Annotated in this window: 15 protein-coding genes; 10 read left to right on the top strand and 5 right to left on the bottom strand. The window is 69.5% G+C overall.

Translation table 11 applies throughout. From position 1 onward, the window contains the following. Nucleotides 1-374: 374 nt before the first annotated feature. The gene (locus OG741_RS00450; protein WP_405593933.1) at nt 375-3,203 is read left to right on the top strand and encodes an AfsR/SARP family transcriptional regulator; all 2,829 of its coding nucleotides are present in this window, start codon (nt 375-377) and stop codon (nt 3,201-3,203) included. Between the two features lie 220 nt (nt 3,204-3,423). Beyond that, nucleotides 3,424-4,089: a hypothetical protein gene (locus OG741_RS00455; RefSeq protein WP_405593935.1), complete on the top strand. Its 666-nt coding sequence runs from the start codon at nt 3,424-3,426 to the stop codon at nt 4,087-4,089. 581 nt (nt 4,090-4,670) lie between these two features. On the opposite strand, the gene OG741_RS00460 is transcribed toward OG741_RS00455, so the two are convergent. From OG741_RS00460 to OG741_RS00470, 3 genes are all read right to left on the bottom strand, one after another. Beyond that, nucleotides 4,671-7,190, bottom strand: coding sequence for a DUF6292 family protein (locus OG741_RS00460; RefSeq protein ID WP_405593937.1), 2,520 nt, complete (start codon nt 7,188-7,190; stop codon nt 4,671-4,673). Nucleotides 7,191-7,222: 32 nt separating this feature from the next. Then, entirely contained in the window at nt 7,223-7,723 is a 501-nt protein-coding gene (locus tag OG741_RS00465; protein WP_405593939.1) for a hypothetical protein, read from the bottom strand. 310 nt (nt 7,724-8,033) lie between these two features. After that, entirely contained in the window at nt 8,034-8,198 is a 165-nt protein-coding gene (locus OG741_RS00470; protein ID WP_405593940.1) for a hypothetical protein, read from the bottom strand. Between the two features lie 552 nt (nt 8,199-8,750). Between OG741_RS00470 and OG741_RS00475 the strand changes: the two genes are divergently transcribed. Then, the gene (locus OG741_RS00475) at nt 8,751-9,254 is read left to right on the top strand and encodes a CGNR zinc finger domain-containing protein (protein ID WP_405593942.1); all 504 of its coding nucleotides are present in this window, start codon (nt 8,751-8,753) and stop codon (nt 9,252-9,254) included. A 21-nt stretch (nt 9,255-9,275) separates the two neighbouring features. Here OG741_RS00475 and OG741_RS00480 read toward each other — a convergent pair whose 3' ends face one another. Next, nucleotides 9,276-10,193 carry an AEC family transporter gene (locus tag OG741_RS00480; RefSeq protein WP_405593944.1) on the bottom strand — a complete coding sequence of 306 codons (918 nt, stop codon included), beginning with the start codon at nt 10,191-10,193 and terminating at the stop codon, nt 9,276-9,278. After that, nucleotides 10,190-11,344, bottom strand: coding sequence for a pyridoxal phosphate-dependent aminotransferase (locus OG741_RS00485; protein WP_405593946.1), 1,155 nt, complete (start codon nt 11,342-11,344; stop codon nt 10,190-10,192). Before OG741_RS00485 ends, OG741_RS00480 begins: the two co-directional genes overlap by 4 nt. Nucleotides 11,345-11,898: 554 nt before the next feature. Between OG741_RS00485 and OG741_RS00490 the strand changes: the two genes are divergently transcribed. From OG741_RS00490 to OG741_RS00520, 7 genes are all read left to right on the top strand, one after another. After that, nucleotides 11,899-12,360, top strand: coding sequence for a hypothetical protein (locus OG741_RS00490; protein ID WP_405593948.1), 462 nt, complete (start codon nt 11,899-11,901; stop codon nt 12,358-12,360). A 398-nt stretch (nt 12,361-12,758) separates the two neighbouring features. After that, nucleotides 12,759-13,403 (top strand): transcriptional regulator, encoded by a 645-nt coding sequence (locus OG741_RS00495; protein WP_405593950.1) that lies wholly within the window; start codon nt 12,759-12,761, stop codon nt 13,401-13,403. Between the two features lie 6 nt (nt 13,404-13,409). Next, a complete protein-coding gene (locus OG741_RS00500; protein ID WP_405593952.1) occupies nt 13,410-14,543 on the top strand; it encodes an aminotransferase class I/II-fold pyridoxal phosphate-dependent enzyme in 1,134 nt (377 codons plus the stop codon). After that, complete coding sequence (locus OG741_RS00505; protein WP_405593954.1) at nt 14,540-15,484, top strand: ornithine cyclodeaminase family protein; 945 nt, start codon at nt 14,540-14,542, stop codon at nt 15,482-15,484. Before OG741_RS00500 ends, OG741_RS00505 begins: the two co-directional genes overlap by 4 nt. A 192-nt stretch (nt 15,485-15,676) precedes the next feature. Beyond that, nucleotides 15,677-15,973: a hypothetical protein gene (locus OG741_RS00510; RefSeq protein WP_405593957.1), complete on the top strand. Its 297-nt coding sequence runs from the start codon at nt 15,677-15,679 to the stop codon at nt 15,971-15,973. 865 nt (nt 15,974-16,838) lie between these two features. Beyond that, nucleotides 16,839-17,246, top strand: a complete 408-nt coding sequence (locus OG741_RS00515; protein ID WP_405593959.1) for a hypothetical protein — start codon at nt 16,839-16,841, stop codon at nt 17,244-17,246. Continuing rightward, complete coding sequence (locus tag OG741_RS00520; RefSeq protein WP_405593961.1) at nt 17,158-17,970, top strand: alpha/beta hydrolase; 813 nt, start codon at nt 17,158-17,160, stop codon at nt 17,968-17,970. Before OG741_RS00515 ends, OG741_RS00520 begins: the two co-directional genes overlap by 89 nt. Nucleotides 17,971-18,033: the final 63 nt, after the last annotated feature.

The raw sequence follows: 18,033 nt of genomic DNA on the forward strand, positions 1-18,033 counted from the left end.
TGCGATGGTCGGGCGTGCGGTGACGGTCAGTTACCGATGGTCAGCCTGGTTCTTCGGTGTCCTTGAACCATGGCCTGTCAGATCGAACGTACGTCCCGGGACGGACGGTGTAGTTGGCCCTCCGCCAGCAAGCTGACGATCTGTGCCATGCGGGGCGGCGGGGTTCTGGGCGTCCTGCCGGTATTCGTGGCCCGGGTGGCCGGGCCCCGTGATTCCCCGGTGTCACGGGCCGCTGTTCACACGGTGCGGCAGGGGGGTTGCTAACAACCTTGCAAGTACCTTGCATCGCTGGTCAGTGGGTGGTTGGGTGGGCGCTCGGGCGTCGCGGGGCCGGAGCCGACGCCCGGGCCACGTGGCGCCGGGGGGGAGGGCTGGTGGAGTTTCTACTGCTGGGGCCGGTGGAGTTACGGGTCGCGGGCCGCTCGGTGGATCTGGGTTCGGTCAAACAGCGCATGGTCCTGGCCGTGCTTCTGGTGGACGCGGGGCGCTGGGTGGCGGCCGAGACGCTGATCGACCGGGTCTGGGGCGAGGACCCGCCGGCTCAGGTACGCAGCTCGCTCTACGCCCACATTGCCCGGAACCGCCGGGCTTTGGCGGGCACCGCTGCTCCCACTGATGGAAGCGCAGACAGTGGGGCCACCGGACCGCAGCTTCGGCGTGGCCCGGGGGGATATCTGCTGGACGTGCCGCCCGACCGGGTGGATCTGCACCGGTTCCGGAGCCTTGTCACGCAGGTCCGTGACGCGGGCCTCACGGACGTCGCGCGGGTGGCGGTGCTGCATGAGGCGCTCGGGTTGTGGCGCGGTGAGCCGCTGGCCGGGCTGCCCGGTGATTGGGCGGCATGCACCAGAGAGGGATTGCGGCAGCAGCGCATTGATGCGGTGATGGCCTGGGCCGATGCCGAGTTGCGCGTGGGCGGTCACGCGGAGGTGATCGGTGCGCTGACCGGTCTTGTCGCCGAGCATCCGCTGGTCGAGCCGCTCGCCGTGGCGTTGATGCGGGCGTTACAGGTCGCCGGGCGCGGCCCGGAGGCCCTGGCCTGCTACAGCGTCCTGCAGAAGCGGCTGGCCCAGGAGCTCGGCACGGACCCGGGCGCCGAGGCGCAGCAAGTGCACCAGGCGATCCTGCGCGGTGAACCTGCCCCACCTGCGGCACTCAGAACACCGCCGCCTGCCGGCACGGAGCCCCGCCGGGCCTTCCCGGCGCAACTCCCCCTGGGAGTACGGGGGTTCACCGGGCGGGAGGAGGAACTGGCCCAACTGGACGGGCTCCTGGCAGCGGCGGCGGAGCGGCCGGCCGCGGTGGTGGTCTCGGCGGTGTCGGGTACGGCGGGGGTGGGCAAGACGGCGCTGGCGGTGCACTGGGCGCACCGGGTGGCCGACCGCTTCCCGGACGGCCGGCTGTATGTGAACCTGCGCGGCTTCGACCCCTCGGGCGTGGCGGTGACGCCGGATCAGGCGGTGCGGGGCTTCCTCGACGCGCTGGGCGTACCGGGCGAGCGCGTCCCGGCGGACCTGGAGGCGCGGGTGGGGCTGTACCGCAGCTTGCTGGCCGGTCGGCGGATACTGGTCGTGCTGGACAACGCCGGCGCCGCGGAACAGGTCCGCCCGCTGCTGCCCGGTACGGCCGGCTGCCTGGCCGTGGTGACCAGCCGCAACCGGCTGGCCGGACTGGTCGCCGCCGAGGGCGCCCACCCGATCGCCCTGGACCTGCTCTCACCAGCCGAGGCCCGCGATCTGCTGGCCCACCGCATCGGCGCGCACCGGGTGGCAGCCGAACCGGACGCGGTGGAGGAGATCGTCACCCGGTGCGCCCGGCTGCCGCTGGCCCTGGCCATCGCGGCTGCCCGCGCCGCCACCCGGACCGCCGCCCCTCTCGCAACCCTGGCCGGCGAACTGCGCGCCGCCGACGGTGGCCTGGAAGCCTTCACCGGCGACGACCCGATGACCGATGCGCGCACCGTTTTCTCCTGGTCCCACCACGCCCTCAGCTCGGGCGCGGCGCGGCTGTTCGCACTGCTGGGCCTGCACCCCGGCCCCGAGCTCTCGGCCCCCGCCGCTGGCAGTCTCACCGGCCTTACTCTTCATCAGGTACGGCCCCTGCTGGCCGAACTGATCCGTGCCCACCTGATCAGCGAACCCGCCCCAGGCCGCTACACCCTCCACGACCTGCTGCGCGCCTACGCCGCCGAACGAGCCAACACCCTCGAGGCGGACACCGAACAGCACCCGGCCGTCCACCGCATGCTCGACCACTACCTGCACACCGCCCACGCCGCCGACCACCTGCTCGACCCGCACCGCGCTCCCATCACCCCGCACCCGCCCCACCCCGGCGCAAACCCCGAGCGGACCTCGCACCCCGCGCAGGCAACTGCCTGGTTCACCGCCGAGCATCCGGTCCTGCTGGCCGCCGTGCAGCAGGCCGCCGACGCCGGACTGGACGCCCATGCCTGGCAGCTTGCCTGGGCCCTGACCACCTACCTCTACCGGTGCGGCCGCGCGCACGACCTCCTCGCCACCCAGCGCACCGCCCTGCATGCCGCCCGGCGGCTGCCCGACGAGACCGGGCAGGCCCACGCCCACTACGGCCTCGCCCTCGCCTACCGCGCACTGGGCCGCCCGGACGACGCCCACCCCCATCTTGACCAGGCTCTCGACCTGTTCCGCCGGCTCGACGACCCCCTTGGCCAGGCATTCACCCAGCTCAAGATCACGTGGGTGCTGGCCGAGCACAACCGCTACATGGAAACGGGTGACCACCTCAAGCAGGCGCTGGAGCTATTCCGAGCCGCCGGCCACCAGGCCGGACAGGCCAAGGTCCTGAACAACTTCGGCTGGTACCAGGCCGTGCGCGGCGACCGCCAAGCCCTGACCTACTGCGAGCAGGCCCTGGACCTGTTCAGGGCCAGCGGAGACCGTGAGGGCGAGGCGAATGCCTGGGACACCTACGGCTACGCCCACCACCGCCTCGGCCAGTACGACCAGGCCGTCGACTGCTACCAACAGGCCCTGGAACTGCACCGACAATTCGGCAACCGTCTAGACGAAGCCGAAGTACTCACCCACCTCGCCGAGAGCCACCACGCCGTCGGCGAAACCGACGCGGCCCGCCACACCTGGCACCACGCCCTGACCATCCTCGACGAACTCGACCACCCCGACGCCGAAAAGATCCGCACCACGCTGAACGCCTCCACGTGACCACCGCTAAACGAGCGGCTTCGGCCCACGACACCAGCTCCCTTCCCATGTCTGGCCCGATACCCTGTCTGGCATGTCCGCATCAGACACAGGCACTTAGGGTTCTGGCATGCCATTCTCAGCTCCGAGGCAATCCACGTCTGGGGGTGTGTTCTCGTCGCTGCCGCGACAGCGCACACGTCGGCGGCGGCTCGCCACGGCTACCGGAGCTGGCCTCGTCGTGATCGCCGGCGGCCTGTGGCTTCTGTTGGGCACCGGGCCCAAACCAGGCGACCATGCGCCCATGGCCATATGCGCCGTCGGCAGCAACATCCTGCGCGCCGACGTGGACGCGGACGGACAACTGGACGAGATCCACGACCAAGGCGGCGACGGCACCAGCTCAGTGGTCTTCCAGAGAGACGATCACCGGACCACGGTCAGCGTCGGCGATGCCCGCGGGTTTTGGCAGAAGCTGCGAGGCGTACCGGAGGAGGACATGGAGACGCGGGGAACCTTCGGCGACTTCGATGGCGACGGCTACCTCGATCTGGCCCTCTTCTACAGTCAGCGCGACGAGGGCGACGCTCCGCGGGACAACATGGTGGTGCATGAAGTGCACTACGGGCCTCTCGCCCGCGACCTGAGCAGTGACCGGACCGGCACCATCCGGATGAAGCACTCGACGTTCGTGTACGGGGTGCGGGCCACCGACACCAATCACGACGGCCGCGCCGAGCTCCAGGTCTTCCAGTCAGGCGGGGATGGCGCCGTTTCCCGCTATATCGGTCGGCAGGACGGCGGCGGGGTCTCTGTGAGCCATGAGGAGACCGACTTCTACGGGGTGGCGGACTGGCCCGAACTCAAGCTTGGCTGGCTCGACTTCGGTGCCTGCGCAGATCGCTAGTGCTCCCGTGCGCGGGACTGCCCTTATGGGGAGCTTCAGCGAGCAAGTCTGAGATCCTCATCAGCGCGGTGAACGACAGCTGGCCAGTGAATGCTTCCCATGCCGGTACATGCACCAGTCCGGCGTTTCCGCAGGTCACAGGTTTGGGCAAGCCTGGTCGGTGGATGGGCAAGCCTCAGGCCGTCGCACTGTGACTGAGCACGCTGGTTGGCCGTCAGATACGGTGTTCACTCCACCGGCAAGTCGAGCGCCCGCCCGCCGACCTGTTGGCGGGCCTTCACGATTGGCCGTGCTTCGATCAGGTGGGCGTGGATAGCCACGGACCGTCTGCAGCGGGCGCGCGGCCACATGCCGGGGGACGGCGTCCGCGTCCGCCACCTCAGCACTCTGCCCGAGTGACTACTTGAGTGCATGCTCCCGCGCCCCCTGGCCAAGTAGCGCGCTGAGTCACTTTGCCTAGAAAGCGGTCGTAGGCGAAGGTCGCCGGGAAGGGCGATGGACTCGTTCTGGCGGGGCGGGATCGGTGTCCGGTAGAAGGCGTCCGCGAGACTCGCAGCACCGGCCGGGAGGCGCGGCCAGGCTCAGAGCACGCCTCCCGCCTCGTCGTGGAACACCTCCGGCCAGTAACGGTAGTCGTCCTCGCCAGCCGAGGGGAGGCAGGCGACCGGGTCCACCGACGAGAGGACCTCGGCCATGGTGTCGGCGAGCTGGTGGTAGAAATCCTGAGTGAAGTCGTGCTCCTCGTCGAGCCGTTGCTCCCGGCTGTACATCCACATCGTGAACGCCAGCGTGGATATGTCGGCGTTGACCGGAGTCGTCGTGTCGTCACCGTAGAGGTGGTACGAGAGGAGCCCTGTGCGGCCGTCGATCACGACCTCGAAGTCATGGATCAGGCTGCCCAGGCCGACCAGGTTGTCCGCGTCGGCCGGCATCCGGCAGGAGTCTTCGTCCGTGGGGGTCGCGAGCTCCGCAAGTGTCCGGAGCAGGGATTCATCGCGCCACAGGCCGAACATGAGTTCCACCTTCGGGAGCCCGACCTCCGTGAGGAACCGTCGAGTCGGCTCGTGGACCAGGGCCGCAGGCAGCGCTGACGGTTCGATGCGCACCATCTGGTCCGGGCCGAACTCCTGGTCCAGCAACCCCGTCGGCAGGTCCAGTCGAAGGCCGTGGCCGGGTCCGGCGACCAGAGCCAGCGGCCGGATGAAGGCGGCGATCCGCCAGAACGCAGGGAGGGGATGCTCCCATGCAGACGGAGTGCCCGCACTGCCCCAGCCGTCATCGCCCCAGTCCTCGTCGGTGAAGACCGACATCAGCAGGGCCGATGCCGCGGCCACCACGTCGGTGCCGGTCCGCCCCGCCAGCGCGGCGAACCTGCCCCGCATCAACCGGAAGTCGTCCACGTGTGCGAGGAACCGCGTCAGAGCATCGAGGGAGGGGGCGAGAGGGATCACGTCGATCAGGCCGGGCGAGTCCTCGAAGAGGTACATGCTGAAGACCCGGCCCGTGGCCCCGTCGAGGACGACCTCCTGAGCGTCGTACTCCTCGCAGCGAAGGTGTCCGATCAGCAGCAGGTCAGCGATGTACGGATCGAGCTTGCCCGGGTCCGCCCCCTCGGCGAGCAGATCCGGGACGGACACCACCCGGGACTCGGCAAGCGGCCCGAACCGGATCAACCCGTGCTCCGCGGGCAGTCCGGGCCCGGCCAGGCGGCGGCGGGTCGCCTCGTGCGTGATGGACGCAGGGAGTGCGTGCGCAGGCACGACGACGCAGGTCGCGGACATGGATCCCCCGTGGTGCTCTGCCGTGATCTCCCTACGACCACCACGATAGGAACCACCACTGACAACCGAGCAGCGGCGAGCTGCGTATGTGCCGACCGAGCTGCCACAGTGCCGCCCGGCGCCGCTTCCCAACCAACACTCTCGCCCCCGAGCTCGCGCATGCTGCCCTGCTATCGCTGGCGGTCTAGCGAGCACCGGCTGCGCGCCGAGCAGGCCATGTACGCGCTCAACCGCCGCTTCGGCTCCGGCACCGTAGGGCCGGCGGCCAGCTACCTGCAGGCCGGCTGAATCGCGGGAGCGGCCAGTTGCCTCAGGCCTTGGGACGCTTGGAGCCCTTGCGTCGGTCGGCGAGCCCTCGAGCAGTTCGGCCGACTTGGGCTTGAGGCTGCTGCCGAGATAGCGGATTGCTTCGTCTTCCGGCGCGGTTCCGGTGTCCTTGCCGATCGGGTGGCGCCGGCTGTTCGCGGTGCGCCATCCGTACCGCTCGTCCCACACCAGCGCCGGCGCGCTCTGGCCGGCGGCGAGCGGGACGGCGGCCGCCAGGTGCCCGCCGGCGAGTTGGCGGACCTCGACCTGGACCGGCTCGGCGACGCCGGCCTGGGTCAGTGCGTCGGCCACCCGCTGCAGGTACGGGAGCGCCTGGCGGGCGCGCAGCTCGGCCTCGGCGATCGCCACGGCGCCGCGCCGGGTGATGGTGGGGTATCCGAGCTGCTCGGCGGCCTGCTGCGGGGTGAGGTGCGGCTGGGCCTCGAGGAGGTCGGCGATACGTCGGCCGCGCACCTGCGCGAGGCCGGCCTGGGCGGTGGGGAACTTGGCGATGCCCAGAGTGTCGGCGACGGTGGCCAGCGTGATGGCCGGGTCGTCGTCGAGCAGTTCGGCGATCCGCGGCAGGATCTCGTCGCGCGGGATCATGTCACCGCTGCCCTCACGCCGGCCGCCGCCGGCGCCGCGGCCGGGGCGGGAAGCCTTGAACGCGCGGACGACACTGCGCGGCCAGTGCTCCGTTCCGCCCTCGCCGGCCGGGACCAGGACGACGTGCTCGGCCAGCTTCGGGTCGCTCTTGTACTTGTTCCAGCTGCTTGGCGCCACGCCCAGTACGGCCGCGGCCTCGTGACGGTCCAGCAGGTCCTCGTCATCGTCGACATCCGGCAGCGCGGGGACGGGCTTGCCGGCGTAGAAGGCGGCGGTCTGCTCTCTGTCCCACAGCAACGCCCGGGAGTCAGGGGAGCTGATCGGAGCGGGGTGCCCCTCCTGGGTGTGCGGCTTCTTGTTGCGGAAGGTGCCCAGCGGCATGCCGAGCGCGGCGGCCAGGTCGGCCATGGTCTAAGCGTACTTGAGGCGTCCGGCGCGAATCATCTTCTTCGTCTCTCCATCACGGGGCGGGCGGTTCGGGTGGTTGAGGGGTCCGGCAGGCGGTTCGGCATGCACGGCTCGCCGGGCTCGGCGCCGCATTCGCAGCCGCGGGCGGCGGCTTCGATGAACGGCTCGAGGTAGGCGAGGGCGCCGGCGGCGTGGGTCAGCGGGACCAGGTCGGCGGCGGTGATGACGTAGAGGGCGTGCGGCGCTCGGCCGGTAGCGCGCACGCGGATGCCGACCGTGTCGCCCGGGCCGGAGGCGAGGGCCGGCAGGACGAGGTCCTGGCCCTCGCGGCTCACGTTGGCGCCGAGGGCGGTCAATGCCTGGGCCAGCTGTGCAAGTTCGGCGGCCGCGGCCGCGGCCGCGGCCGCGGTGGTGGTCGGCCATGCGAGGTGGGTGCGGTCGGCGGTCGCGCGGTTCACCGCATCCGGGACGGCGGGGGCCTCGAGCTCCTGGGCGGGGTCGTCGATGTCGTGCCGGGTGCGGTAGACGGGCATAGGGATGTCCTTGCGAGAGTGTTTTCGGTGCTGGGGCGCTGCCACGACGACGCCAACGAGAAAACAATACCCCCCTTACGTCACCCGGCAAGGAAGCACGTACCGAACGCTGTCTTGTCCGGCTAGACTCGATGACGAGATACGCCTCTCGGGTTCTCCCGCGGAGTGTTTTCGGTTGGCCGACGCCCTTGCCACCCGCCTCGGCGGATTGGGCGTCGGCCGTTTACATGCCCAACCCCGCTCACCCGAGCAAGCACCCGCCGACACGGGGAGAAGAGACGGGGGCTCACAGAGGCTTCTAGAACTCGCTCTACAGCTGATCAAGGCGCTGCACTCCGGCCGCCTGCAGGTCGCCAGTGCCGACGTCCAGCCGTCCCGCCAGGAGGTCCTCCTCAGCGGCCCGGCAGTGGCCCGTCTGGCCAGCCTGGTCGAACGGGATGAGGACCAGCTGGGCCACACACTCCCAGGTCTTCACCCCGAGCAGCTGCTGATCGCATCCAGTGCCACGGTGCGCATCACCGCGTGGCCCGATGACCCGGGTGCCCGGCCTCTTTTGGCGTGCCCGCTGTGCCTCGAGGATCGCGCCTGGCTCGTTGCGGCAAAGCGGCCTGACCCCGCTGTTCTGGTCCCACGTCCGGCCCTACGGTGAGGTGAACCTCGACATGGGCGCCCGCCTCGACCTCGCCGTGGCCTCCGTACCAGGACCCCGGGCCCCCGCCAACCACGGCGCGATCCACCATGGGGAACGCATGAACCCGCGCCTGTACAGCGCTGCGGGCGGGCTGCCCCGGCCCGTGCCTGGGGCCACCGTACTGGCCTCGCCCGCGTGGTGGCGCCTGCCGGACGATGACCGTGAGGCCCACCTCGTTGCGCGAGCCGGACCAGACCGCGGCCGCTTTCGGCCGGGGCCGCTTGACTTGGTTTCCAAGTGTTAACGGCGTCGTACGTGGTGCTCCCTGCGCAGCCGGACCATAGCCCCGTGGCCGGCATGTGTTGCAATGGTTGAGTGAAGTTTGAACATGACAACATGGTCGGAGTCCGTCTGGCCGTGTCGCTGGTGAATCTCGAGTCGAGCGGTTCCTGGGGGTCTGAGGCACTGGAACGGGTCCTGCAGGAGCATGCGATCCGGCGTTCACGTGTCACCGGCTCGGCCGGTGGGGAGATTCGGGCGTGGTCGCGGGTTCTGAGGCCCGTTTTCGAGGCTGCCTCGCAGGACGAACGGTGCGAGAAGATCAATGTTCTGCTCGCGGACGGCGCGGGAAGCGTGTACCTGACCACACACGACGACTTGCGCCCGCATCTGCACTTCGCACCGGACGCCCAGGACGTCCAGAGCCGCGTCAAAGCCGTGACCGCGGGAGCTCTGGCCATCTTCGCCATGGAGGCCGAGGGGGAACGGCTGGGCGTCTGCTCGCTGGACTCCTGCCGGACCGCCTTCGTCGACACCAGCCGCAACGGTCGCCGCGCCTACTGCTGCGCGCGCTGCGCCAACACCGACGCGGTCCGCCGCCACCGTATGAAGCGGCGCTAGCTTTCCGCCCGCTTGCAGGCGCTATGCCGAGACCAGTGCCAGGACGAGCGGGACGGCGGCGATGCCCAGCAGTGTCTGCGCCGCGGTGATGCTGGCCATCAGCGGTGCGTCGCCGCCGAGTTGTCTCGCCATGATGTATGAGGACGATGCCGTGGGTAGAGCCTGGAAGAGCACGGCGATGATCAGCGCCTGGGAGCCCAGGCCGATCATCTGAGCCGCAAGGAGGGTCGCGGCGGGCATGAGGGCGAACTTGACGGACGAGGACGTGAGGATCGGTGCCGCCCAGGAGTGTGCCGCACCGAAGCGCAGAGCGGCGCCGATACACAGGAGCCCCAGCGGCATCGAGGCGGCTCCGAGTGCCTGGAGCGTGGGCTCGATGCCCGGCGGCAGGCGCAGATCGAGTGCCTGAAGGAGGATGCCTCCCGCGCAGGCGAGGATGAGCGGGTTGGTCGCGAGGTTCTTGACGATGCCCGAAAGGCGCAGGCGTGCGCTCCCGAACCGCGCGAAGACCAGCACGCACAGGACGTTGACCGTTGGCACGATCACCGCGTTGCATACCGCGGCGGTGGCGATGCCCTGGGTTCCGAACAGACCGGCGGCAATCGTCACGCCGATGTAGTTGTTGAACCTGACGCTGCCCTGGAAGACGGAGGTGAAGCCGTCGTCCTTCAGTCGCATCATGGGCCTGAAGGCGATCACCAGCACGGCGACGGTCACCGTGGAGGCGACCAGAGTGCCGGCCAGGGCCGCTACCGGCAGATCGTCGGTGTCGGCCGTCGCCAGGCTGTGCAGAAACAGGGCCGGGAGCAGCACGTGATAGCTCAGGCGCTCGGCTGCGGACCAGAAACCCTCGTCCGTGATCATCGATCGCCTGAGCGTGTAGCCCAGCGCGATCAGCAGGACGACCGGAATGAGCGCCTTGATGGTCAGTGCGATCACGCCGGAATCCCGTTCAGCGTGGCGACGACAAGGCGGCAGCCCTCTTCCAGGGTGGCGATGTCGGTGGCGAAGGAGAGCCGCAGGTGGCCTGGCGCGCCGAAGGCGCTGCCCGGGACGGTCGCGCATCCCGCTTCGAGGAGGATGTCCGCTGCTGCGAGGTCGTCGCCGGTCGCAAGGCGTGGAAGGAGGTAGAAGGCGCCGTCGGGTTCCAGCGTGTCCAGGTGCCGGCTCTGCCGCAGAATCGCCAGAGCCGCATCGCGCCGCTGGCGGTATGTCTCACGGCGTTCCGCCAGCAGTGTCTGCGGTCCGTCCAGGGCGGCAACAGCGGCTATTTGGCTGACGGTCGCCGTCTGCGTGCAGTTCTGTGTCTGTACGGCGGTGATACGACGGACAAGCTTGGCCGGGCCGAACCCCCAGCCGACCCGCCATCCGGTCATCGCGTACGCCTTGGAGACGCCGTCGACCAGCAGGATCCGCTCGCGCAGGTCAGGCGCTGCCTGCGCGATGCTGATGTAATCGCCCTCGCCGTAGCGGATGTGGGCGTAGATCTCGTCCGAGAGAATCATCGCCGAGGGGTGCCGTCGCAGGACCTCGGCGAGACCGGTCAGGGTGTCATGGCCGTAAGTGGCGCCCGAGGGGTTTCCGGGAGCGTTGAGCACGACCCAGCGGGTACGTTCGGTCATGGCCGCTTCCAGGGCTTCGGGGGTGAGCCTGAACCCCGAGTCGGCCGAGCAGGGAACGATCACGGGCACAGCGCCGCACAGGCGAACCATGTCCGGGTAGCTAGCCCAGTAGGGCGCAGGGATGATCACCTCATCGCCCGGGCCCAGGGTGGCGAAGAGCGCGTTGAAGATGACCTGTTTGGCACCGCATCCCACGGCCACCTCGGTATCCGTGTAACGCAGGGAGCGGTCTCGTTCCACTGCGTGCCGCGCGGCACGGCGCAATTCCGGTATCCCGTTGGCGGGGGCGTAGCCCAACGGGTGGGAAGCGGCTTCCTGAGCGGCGAGAACCGCGTGCGCGGGCGGGGCGAAGTCGGGCTCGCCGAGCGTGAGGTCGATGATGCGACGGCCTTCCGCGCGATACTCGGCAGCGCGGCGGGCCATCTCCAGGATGGGTGAGCCGGAAGGTGTCACCGGGCAGCCAGTCACCAGCCGGCCCTCCCCGAGACAAACGGAACATCCGGAGAACCGGTGGCCGCTCCGTCTAGCCGGTGGGGGTGGGAACAGTCAGCGCGCTGGGCACTGGGTGTCGAAGAGTGCATGTCGACAGGTTGATGTAATACCGTGAGGCATGACAACCATTACAGGATTTCCGTGAGGGGACTCAGCAGGCCGGACTCCCCGGCGCTCCGAAAGCAAGTGTTATAGCCATCATGAGCGTTAGGTCCTCACGCGCGAAGTGGTGACACAGGCGCAGCCGTCCCGTCGCCGCCGTCACCACCCGTGCATCGAAGAGGTGCGACTTTCGCCGATCTGGCTGGAAGAGGGTGCCCAGCGGAGCATTCGCAACTGCCGCAGTAAAGACCGGATTTACTGCGGCAGAGCCCCTACCGTGATCACCGCGACCTGCGGCGGGCCTATCCGGCCGCCGGGGCGAGGTGTACGCATTTACTGCGGCAGCGCGCGAGAGGCGGGGCGGGCATGACGATCGAACCAGTGACCGAACTCGGAGTAGGGGGCGAGCTTCGGCTGCCGCGCACCCGGTGGTGCCCCTGTCCGCCCCGCCGTCGTCATACACCGCGGCGGTAGAGCGGTACCTCACCGGCGCGGGCATCGCGAAGTCCTCCGCGCGGATCTACCGGATCTCGCTGACGACATGGGGATGGATGCTCGCCGGCGAACCCGCGCCGACCGGACCCGCCCGCCGGGGCGCGAAGCCGGCCGCCGTCCCGATCGCAGCGATCGACCACCCGGCGCTACCGGAGTTGCGCGCCGAACTGGCGGCGGCGCAGGCGGACGAGATGGACGCCGACACCGTCAACCGGGAGCTGTCCATCGCGCGCAAGGCAATCGGCTGGTGGCAACGCCAGGGATGGATCAAATCCGACCCCACGATCGGCATCGAGCGGCGGCCGGCGCCGCCCGACCGCACCAAGGCCCTGGCCGAGAACCAGGTCGCCGCCCTGTGGCGCCTGCACGTCGGGCTCAGTGATGACGCTCTTTGAACTCCTCAGGTGCGGCTCTTGAGTTGGCCAAACCTGCTCAGTTGATCTCCCCACATCATCGGCTGCGAACTCGAGGAGATCGCCGCTACCACCGGGCAGGAACCCAGCAAAATCCGGTATCTCCTGCGCTGGTGGAAGCACCCCGCCACCCAGGCCCTTGCACCCCGAGCACCCACCTGCTGGCCCGCGTGAGCAGGCGCGCATGCGTACTCCTCGCCCCGGCGGCGGTGATCATGCTCGATCGAACACACGAGGCCATCGCGGGGGCCGAATCGGCGCCGGGAGGCTCCGTCGCGGTGAATCCGTAGGTTTCCGCGACCGCCCCCTAGCGAGGGCGCCTTGCCACTACCTACATCTCTCTGTGGACTTTCTGTCCAATCTGGACGTACAGTCCAATCATGGGGAATGTGGAAGAGGGTCGTGACCCTCGTGTGCAGATGTGGGCGCCGGTGTGCCAGGCCGTCGCGCTGTTGCTAGGCCCGTACGCAGAGGTCGTCCTGCATGATCCGGAAACCGACCGGGTGCTGGAGATCTGGAACCCGATGGCCTCCCGCGGCCCGGGGGATCCTTCACTCCTCGGCGAACTGGACGAGCTCGATCCGTCGGCGCGGGATGTGTACGGGCCGTACGAGAAGCTGCTCGCGGACGGCCGCCGGCTGTCTTCGGTGAGCGCGGTCCTGCGGGATGCGCGGGATCGGCCGTCGGCGGTGCTGTGCATCAATCTCGACCGCACGCCGCTGGAACAGGCCGCTGCCGTCCTGTCGGCGTTCGGTGCACCGACCGTGCAGCGCCCCGAGCCGTTGTTCGAGCAGGACTGGTCCGAACGTATCGGGCACGTGATCGGCGCTTATGTCCGCGAAACGGGCCGCCCCGTCGAACGCCTGACCCGCCAGGACCGCTTGGCCGTCCTCGCCCGGCTGGATGAGGCCCGGGTGTTTGCGGTGCGCCGCGCCGCCCCCGTCGTCGCCGGCGCCCTGCGGGTGTCCCGGTCCACCGTCTACGGCCTGCTGGCCGAGCTCAGAGCACCAAGCGCAAAGGACTGACCCACCATGACACGACTGCCCGACTTCCGCCTGGAAACATACTTCTCCCGCTGGGAGTTCACCGCCCGCCACCACCTGACCGCCTCCGACGTCCAGACCATGACACTCAGCGAGCTGCTCGGGCTGGCAGGCGACAAAGACCGCGACGCCTTCGAGAACTTGTCCCTGGGCTACACCGAAACCTTCGGCGACGCGGTGCTGCGCGAGGTGATCGCCCAGACGTATGAGCACGCCGACGCGGACGACGTCATCTGCTTCGCGGGCGCCGAGGAAGCCCTCTACCTGGCGATGAACGTCCTGCTCGGCGCAGGCGACCACGCGGTGGTGGTGACCCCGAACTACCAGGCCGCCGAGACCGTACCGCTCGCCCTGTGCGAGGTCACCGGCGTGGCCCTCGATCCGAACCGGGACTGGGGCCTGGACCTCGACGAGGTGGCGGCGGCGATCCGGCCGAACACCCGGGTCATCTCGGTGAACTTCCCCAACAACCCCACCGGCAAGATCATCGACGCCGCCGACTTCACCGCCCTGGCCCGTCTGTGCGACGAGCGCGGCATCCACCTGTTCAGCGACGAGGTCTACCGCGGCCTCGAGCGCGACCCGGCCCGCATCCTGCCGCAAGCCGCCGATCTGTCCGAGCGCGCACTGTCCTTGAACGTCACCTCCAAGTCCCTGGGACTGCCCGGGCTGCGCATCGGCTGGATCACCTGCCGCGACCGCGCGCTGCTCTCGCGCCTGGAGCGAGCCAAGCACTACACCACCATCTGCAACTCCGCGCCCAGCGAGGTCCTGGCCCGCATCGCGCTGAAGGCCCGCGGGACGATCCTGGACCGCAACCGGGCCCGGATCGCGGCCAATCTGCCGGCTTTCGAGGCGTTCTTCGCCGAGTTCGCAGACGACTTCGCGTGGCAGGCGCCGGACGGCGGATGCGTCGCCTACCCCCGCTACCTCGGCGCCGACGGAGTGGAGGAATTCTGCACCCGCCTGGTGGAGGAAGCCGGCGTCCTGCTGCTGCCCGCGAGCATCTACCGCTCCGAACTCACCCCCACCCCCGCCGACCGGTTCCGCATCGGCATCGGCCGTCGCAACCCGGAAGAAGGCCTGGCCGCCTTCGCCCAGTGGATGCGAGCACGCCGATGACCCTCCCCATGTTCGACACGGCCGCCATCAAGAAGGCCGCCACCTCGCAGTTGGTCCTCGACACCGTCCGTGACGCGCTGATCGCTCACGCCGAAGGCCGCACCAGCGTGCCGCCGCCGCTGCACCTCGACTTCCCCGAAGCCGACGGGGACTGCCACGTGAAAGCCGGCTGGATCACCGGCGCCACCGACTTCACCGTCAAGATCGCGACCGGCTTCTACGGCAACCCCGGGCTCGGCCTTCCGTCCAACCACGGCCTGGTGTGCGTCGTCAGCGCCCGCACCGGACAGGTGCGCGCGCTCCTCGACGACCGTGGTCTGCTGACTGCCTGGCGCACCGCCGCCGCGGGCGCGCTGATAACCCATGCCATGGCCCGGCCCGGCGCCGTCGCGCTGGCCGTCTTCGGCACCGGCGAACAGGCCCGCCTCCAGGCCACCTGGCTTGCCAAACTCCGCCCGGTCAGCAAGGTGCTGGTCCATGGCCGCAACCAGCACAACGCCACCGCCCTGTGCGACGAGCTCAACGCACACGGCGGCCTGCACGCCCGGCCCGCTTCGGCACAAGAGGCAGCAACCGCCGACATGATCATCACTACGACCCCGGCGACAGCACCCGTCCTGGATGCCGACCAGGTGCGCGAGGGCGCACACGTGACCGGCATCGGCACGGACATGCCGCACAAGAACGAGCTGCCACCCGCGCTCTTTCATCGCGCACGGCTCATCGCAACCGACGACCACGCCCAGTGCCTCGACCACGGCGACTTCGGCCACGCCGTCCGCGCCGGGGCCGCCGCCGAGGACAGCGACATCGCGGCCGGCCTGCTGCTCAGGGGCCCCCTCGACCGGCCGGACACGGCGGTCACGGTCGCCGACCTCACTGGTGTCGGAGCACTCGACGCGGCACTCGCCTCGGCCGTCCTCAGCCGGCTCGTGCCGTGAACGCCCAACGCCCGGCAGGAAAGTGACTAGCCATAAACCCAGGGTTAAACGGACGGGCGGGGATGGCTCCGGAAAAGGCGCCGCCTCTGCCAGCGCGCCTGCGAAGCGAAGACAACGCCAGCGGGCAACCCGCGATCAAGGTCCGACGTCCTCCAGGGCGCCGGACCTTGATCGCGGATACAGGGGGACACCGTGGAATCTCCAGCAGCCCAGACAGAACGGCGCCGGACTCCGGGCAGCGCCGACACCTGGCCGGCCGTGCTCGTGCTGCCGGCCGTCCTGCTGCTGAGGTACCTCGGCGAGCACGCCTGGGCATACTGGACCGCGGCGGTCATCGGCGTTCTGGGGCTGATCGGCGCCGCCGTCGAGATCACCGGGGCCGTCGGACACCTGGTGAACGGACGCCGGCCGTGGATCGCGGCCTGGGTCCTGTTCGTGCTGGCGTCAGCGGTGCTGGTCCTGGTGCTCAGGCTGGCCGAGCAGTGGTGAGGCTCCGGGCCGCATAGGCCCCTACGTCGGCGTCCGCGTCGCTCGCGGAATCTTCCACGTGAAGGTCATGCCGCTCATCCTGCCCAAGTAGCAGGGCAGTTGATGGCCCCCGATCGGGGCGTTGTCCTCCCACTGTTCGACGATCTCCGGGTACCGGCGGGGACTTGGAGTGCGGGCCCATCCGCCCTGCTTGGCGATGACGATCTGGTCGTGGAGCTCGACCGCCGCCTCCTACACCGTGGACGTTCCCGGCGGCCGACTTTGGGTGGGCGGTTCTGTCGGCCGTTGATCGCGCCGTTTCGAGCGGAGAAAGTCCTGCGGAGCCATGATCATGCTCTCCAGGCGGATGCCACGTACCCGGGCCCAGCCCGTGCGGAGGATGCCAGGCCCTTCAAGCAAGCCCCCCAGGGTGGGAGACGAGTAGTAGCGGACGCGGGCGTGGCGAGCCAGGCGGCGTGCGAGCCGTGGCCCACAGTCCGTCCCGTCCCAGATCTCCATGTGCAGATGGATGGACAGGAAGTCGATCTCCTTGTCAGGCCATGTGGTGGCCACGGCGCGCAGATGCGCCGGGTGACCAGGTAGCCGTCGGTGACTCGCAGCTGGTGGACGATGTCAGTGGAGCGCAGATGCCGCTCGGCCTTATCGACGGTCTCGATCGCCGCGGTGACCACTGCCTCGGCGGGGCTCGGGCCGCGGCGTCGCCGTGCCAGCCCTTTGAACTTTACGGAACAGACCGCTACCCCAGCCAAGTGCCGTCGGTGGGCGGGGCGCGGCGCCGTCCCGCACCTTCCGTACGGAGCTCGGCCACCTCCTGTCTTTTGGAGACGGTGGCTGGTCTGTTCCGTAAAGTTCATAGAGTGTGCCGATGAGCTCTGCTGCTGAGGCCCCCGACCCGTACGCGGTCCTGGCCGGATGGCTCGCCGGGGCTTACATCTGGCCCGACGGCCAGGAAGTCCGCGGCCGCGCCTGGGACGACGACACCAGATACCGCTACGGCCTGCTGCTCGCCGGGATCGACGCCCCGTCCGCCTGGCGCCAGAACTGGTTCACCTACATCGGCGATCTCGTCTGGCACTTCGAGACCCCGCACATCCAGGACTGGGCGGGGTGCCTGACCAACCTCGACGGCAGCCCGATGGCGGCCGCCTCCGGCGGCCGCGCCGTCTCCGCCGTCCGCAGCTTCTATGCCCACTGCTCGGACAACCTCGGCGCCGCCCGCTGGAACCTCCCTCCCCGCCGCGCGCTCGCCGGACCCCCGCCAGCCGCACGCTGAGCCGAGCGGAGCACTGCTGTGGATGCACGGCGGAGGAACCGTCATGGGCACCGTGCGGCAAGGCCACGCGTGGTGCAGCCGCGTCGCCGACGAACTTGGCGCGCTCGTCGTCAGCGTCGACTACCGCCTCGCGCCTGAAAACCCCTACCCCGCCGGTCTCGACGACTGCTACCGCGCCCTGCGCTGGCTGCACGCCAACGCCATCAAGCTCGGCATCGACCCCGCCAGAATCGCCGTCGGCGGCGATAGCGCCGGCGGCGGAATGGCTGCCGCCCTGGCTCAGCGCGCTCACGACACCGGCCTCCCGGTCCGCTTCCAGTTGCTGGTCTACCCGATGCTCGACGATCGCACCGTCCTGCGTGCAGAACCCCACAAGCGAACCATCTACACCTGGACGCCGACGTCCAACCGCTTCGCCTGGACCGCTTACCTCGGCCGCCCGCCCCAGGAACGGGACGACCGCCCCTACACCGCCGCCGCACGCCGTGCGAACCTCACCGGTCTCCCACCCGCGTGGATAGGCGTCGGCGATCTCGACCTGTTCTGCCCGGAGGACATGGACTATGCCCGTCGCTTGCGCGAGGCCGGCGTCGAGTCCGAACTGCGCGTCGAACCCGGCATGTATCACGGCGCCGACGCTCTGTTCGACGGCAAAGCGCCCTCGATGACCGCCTTCCGGAACAACATGCTCGATGCCCTGCGAAACGCACTCATCAAGCCCTGATTGGATGTGTTGTTGGGCCTGGTCCGACCGCGTCACCAACCGGTACCAGCAACCGTCCCATGT

This window comes from Streptomyces sp. NBC_01410 (assembly GCF_045040195.1).
Lineage (GTDB): Bacteria > Actinomycetota > Actinomycetes > Streptomycetales > Streptomycetaceae > Streptomyces.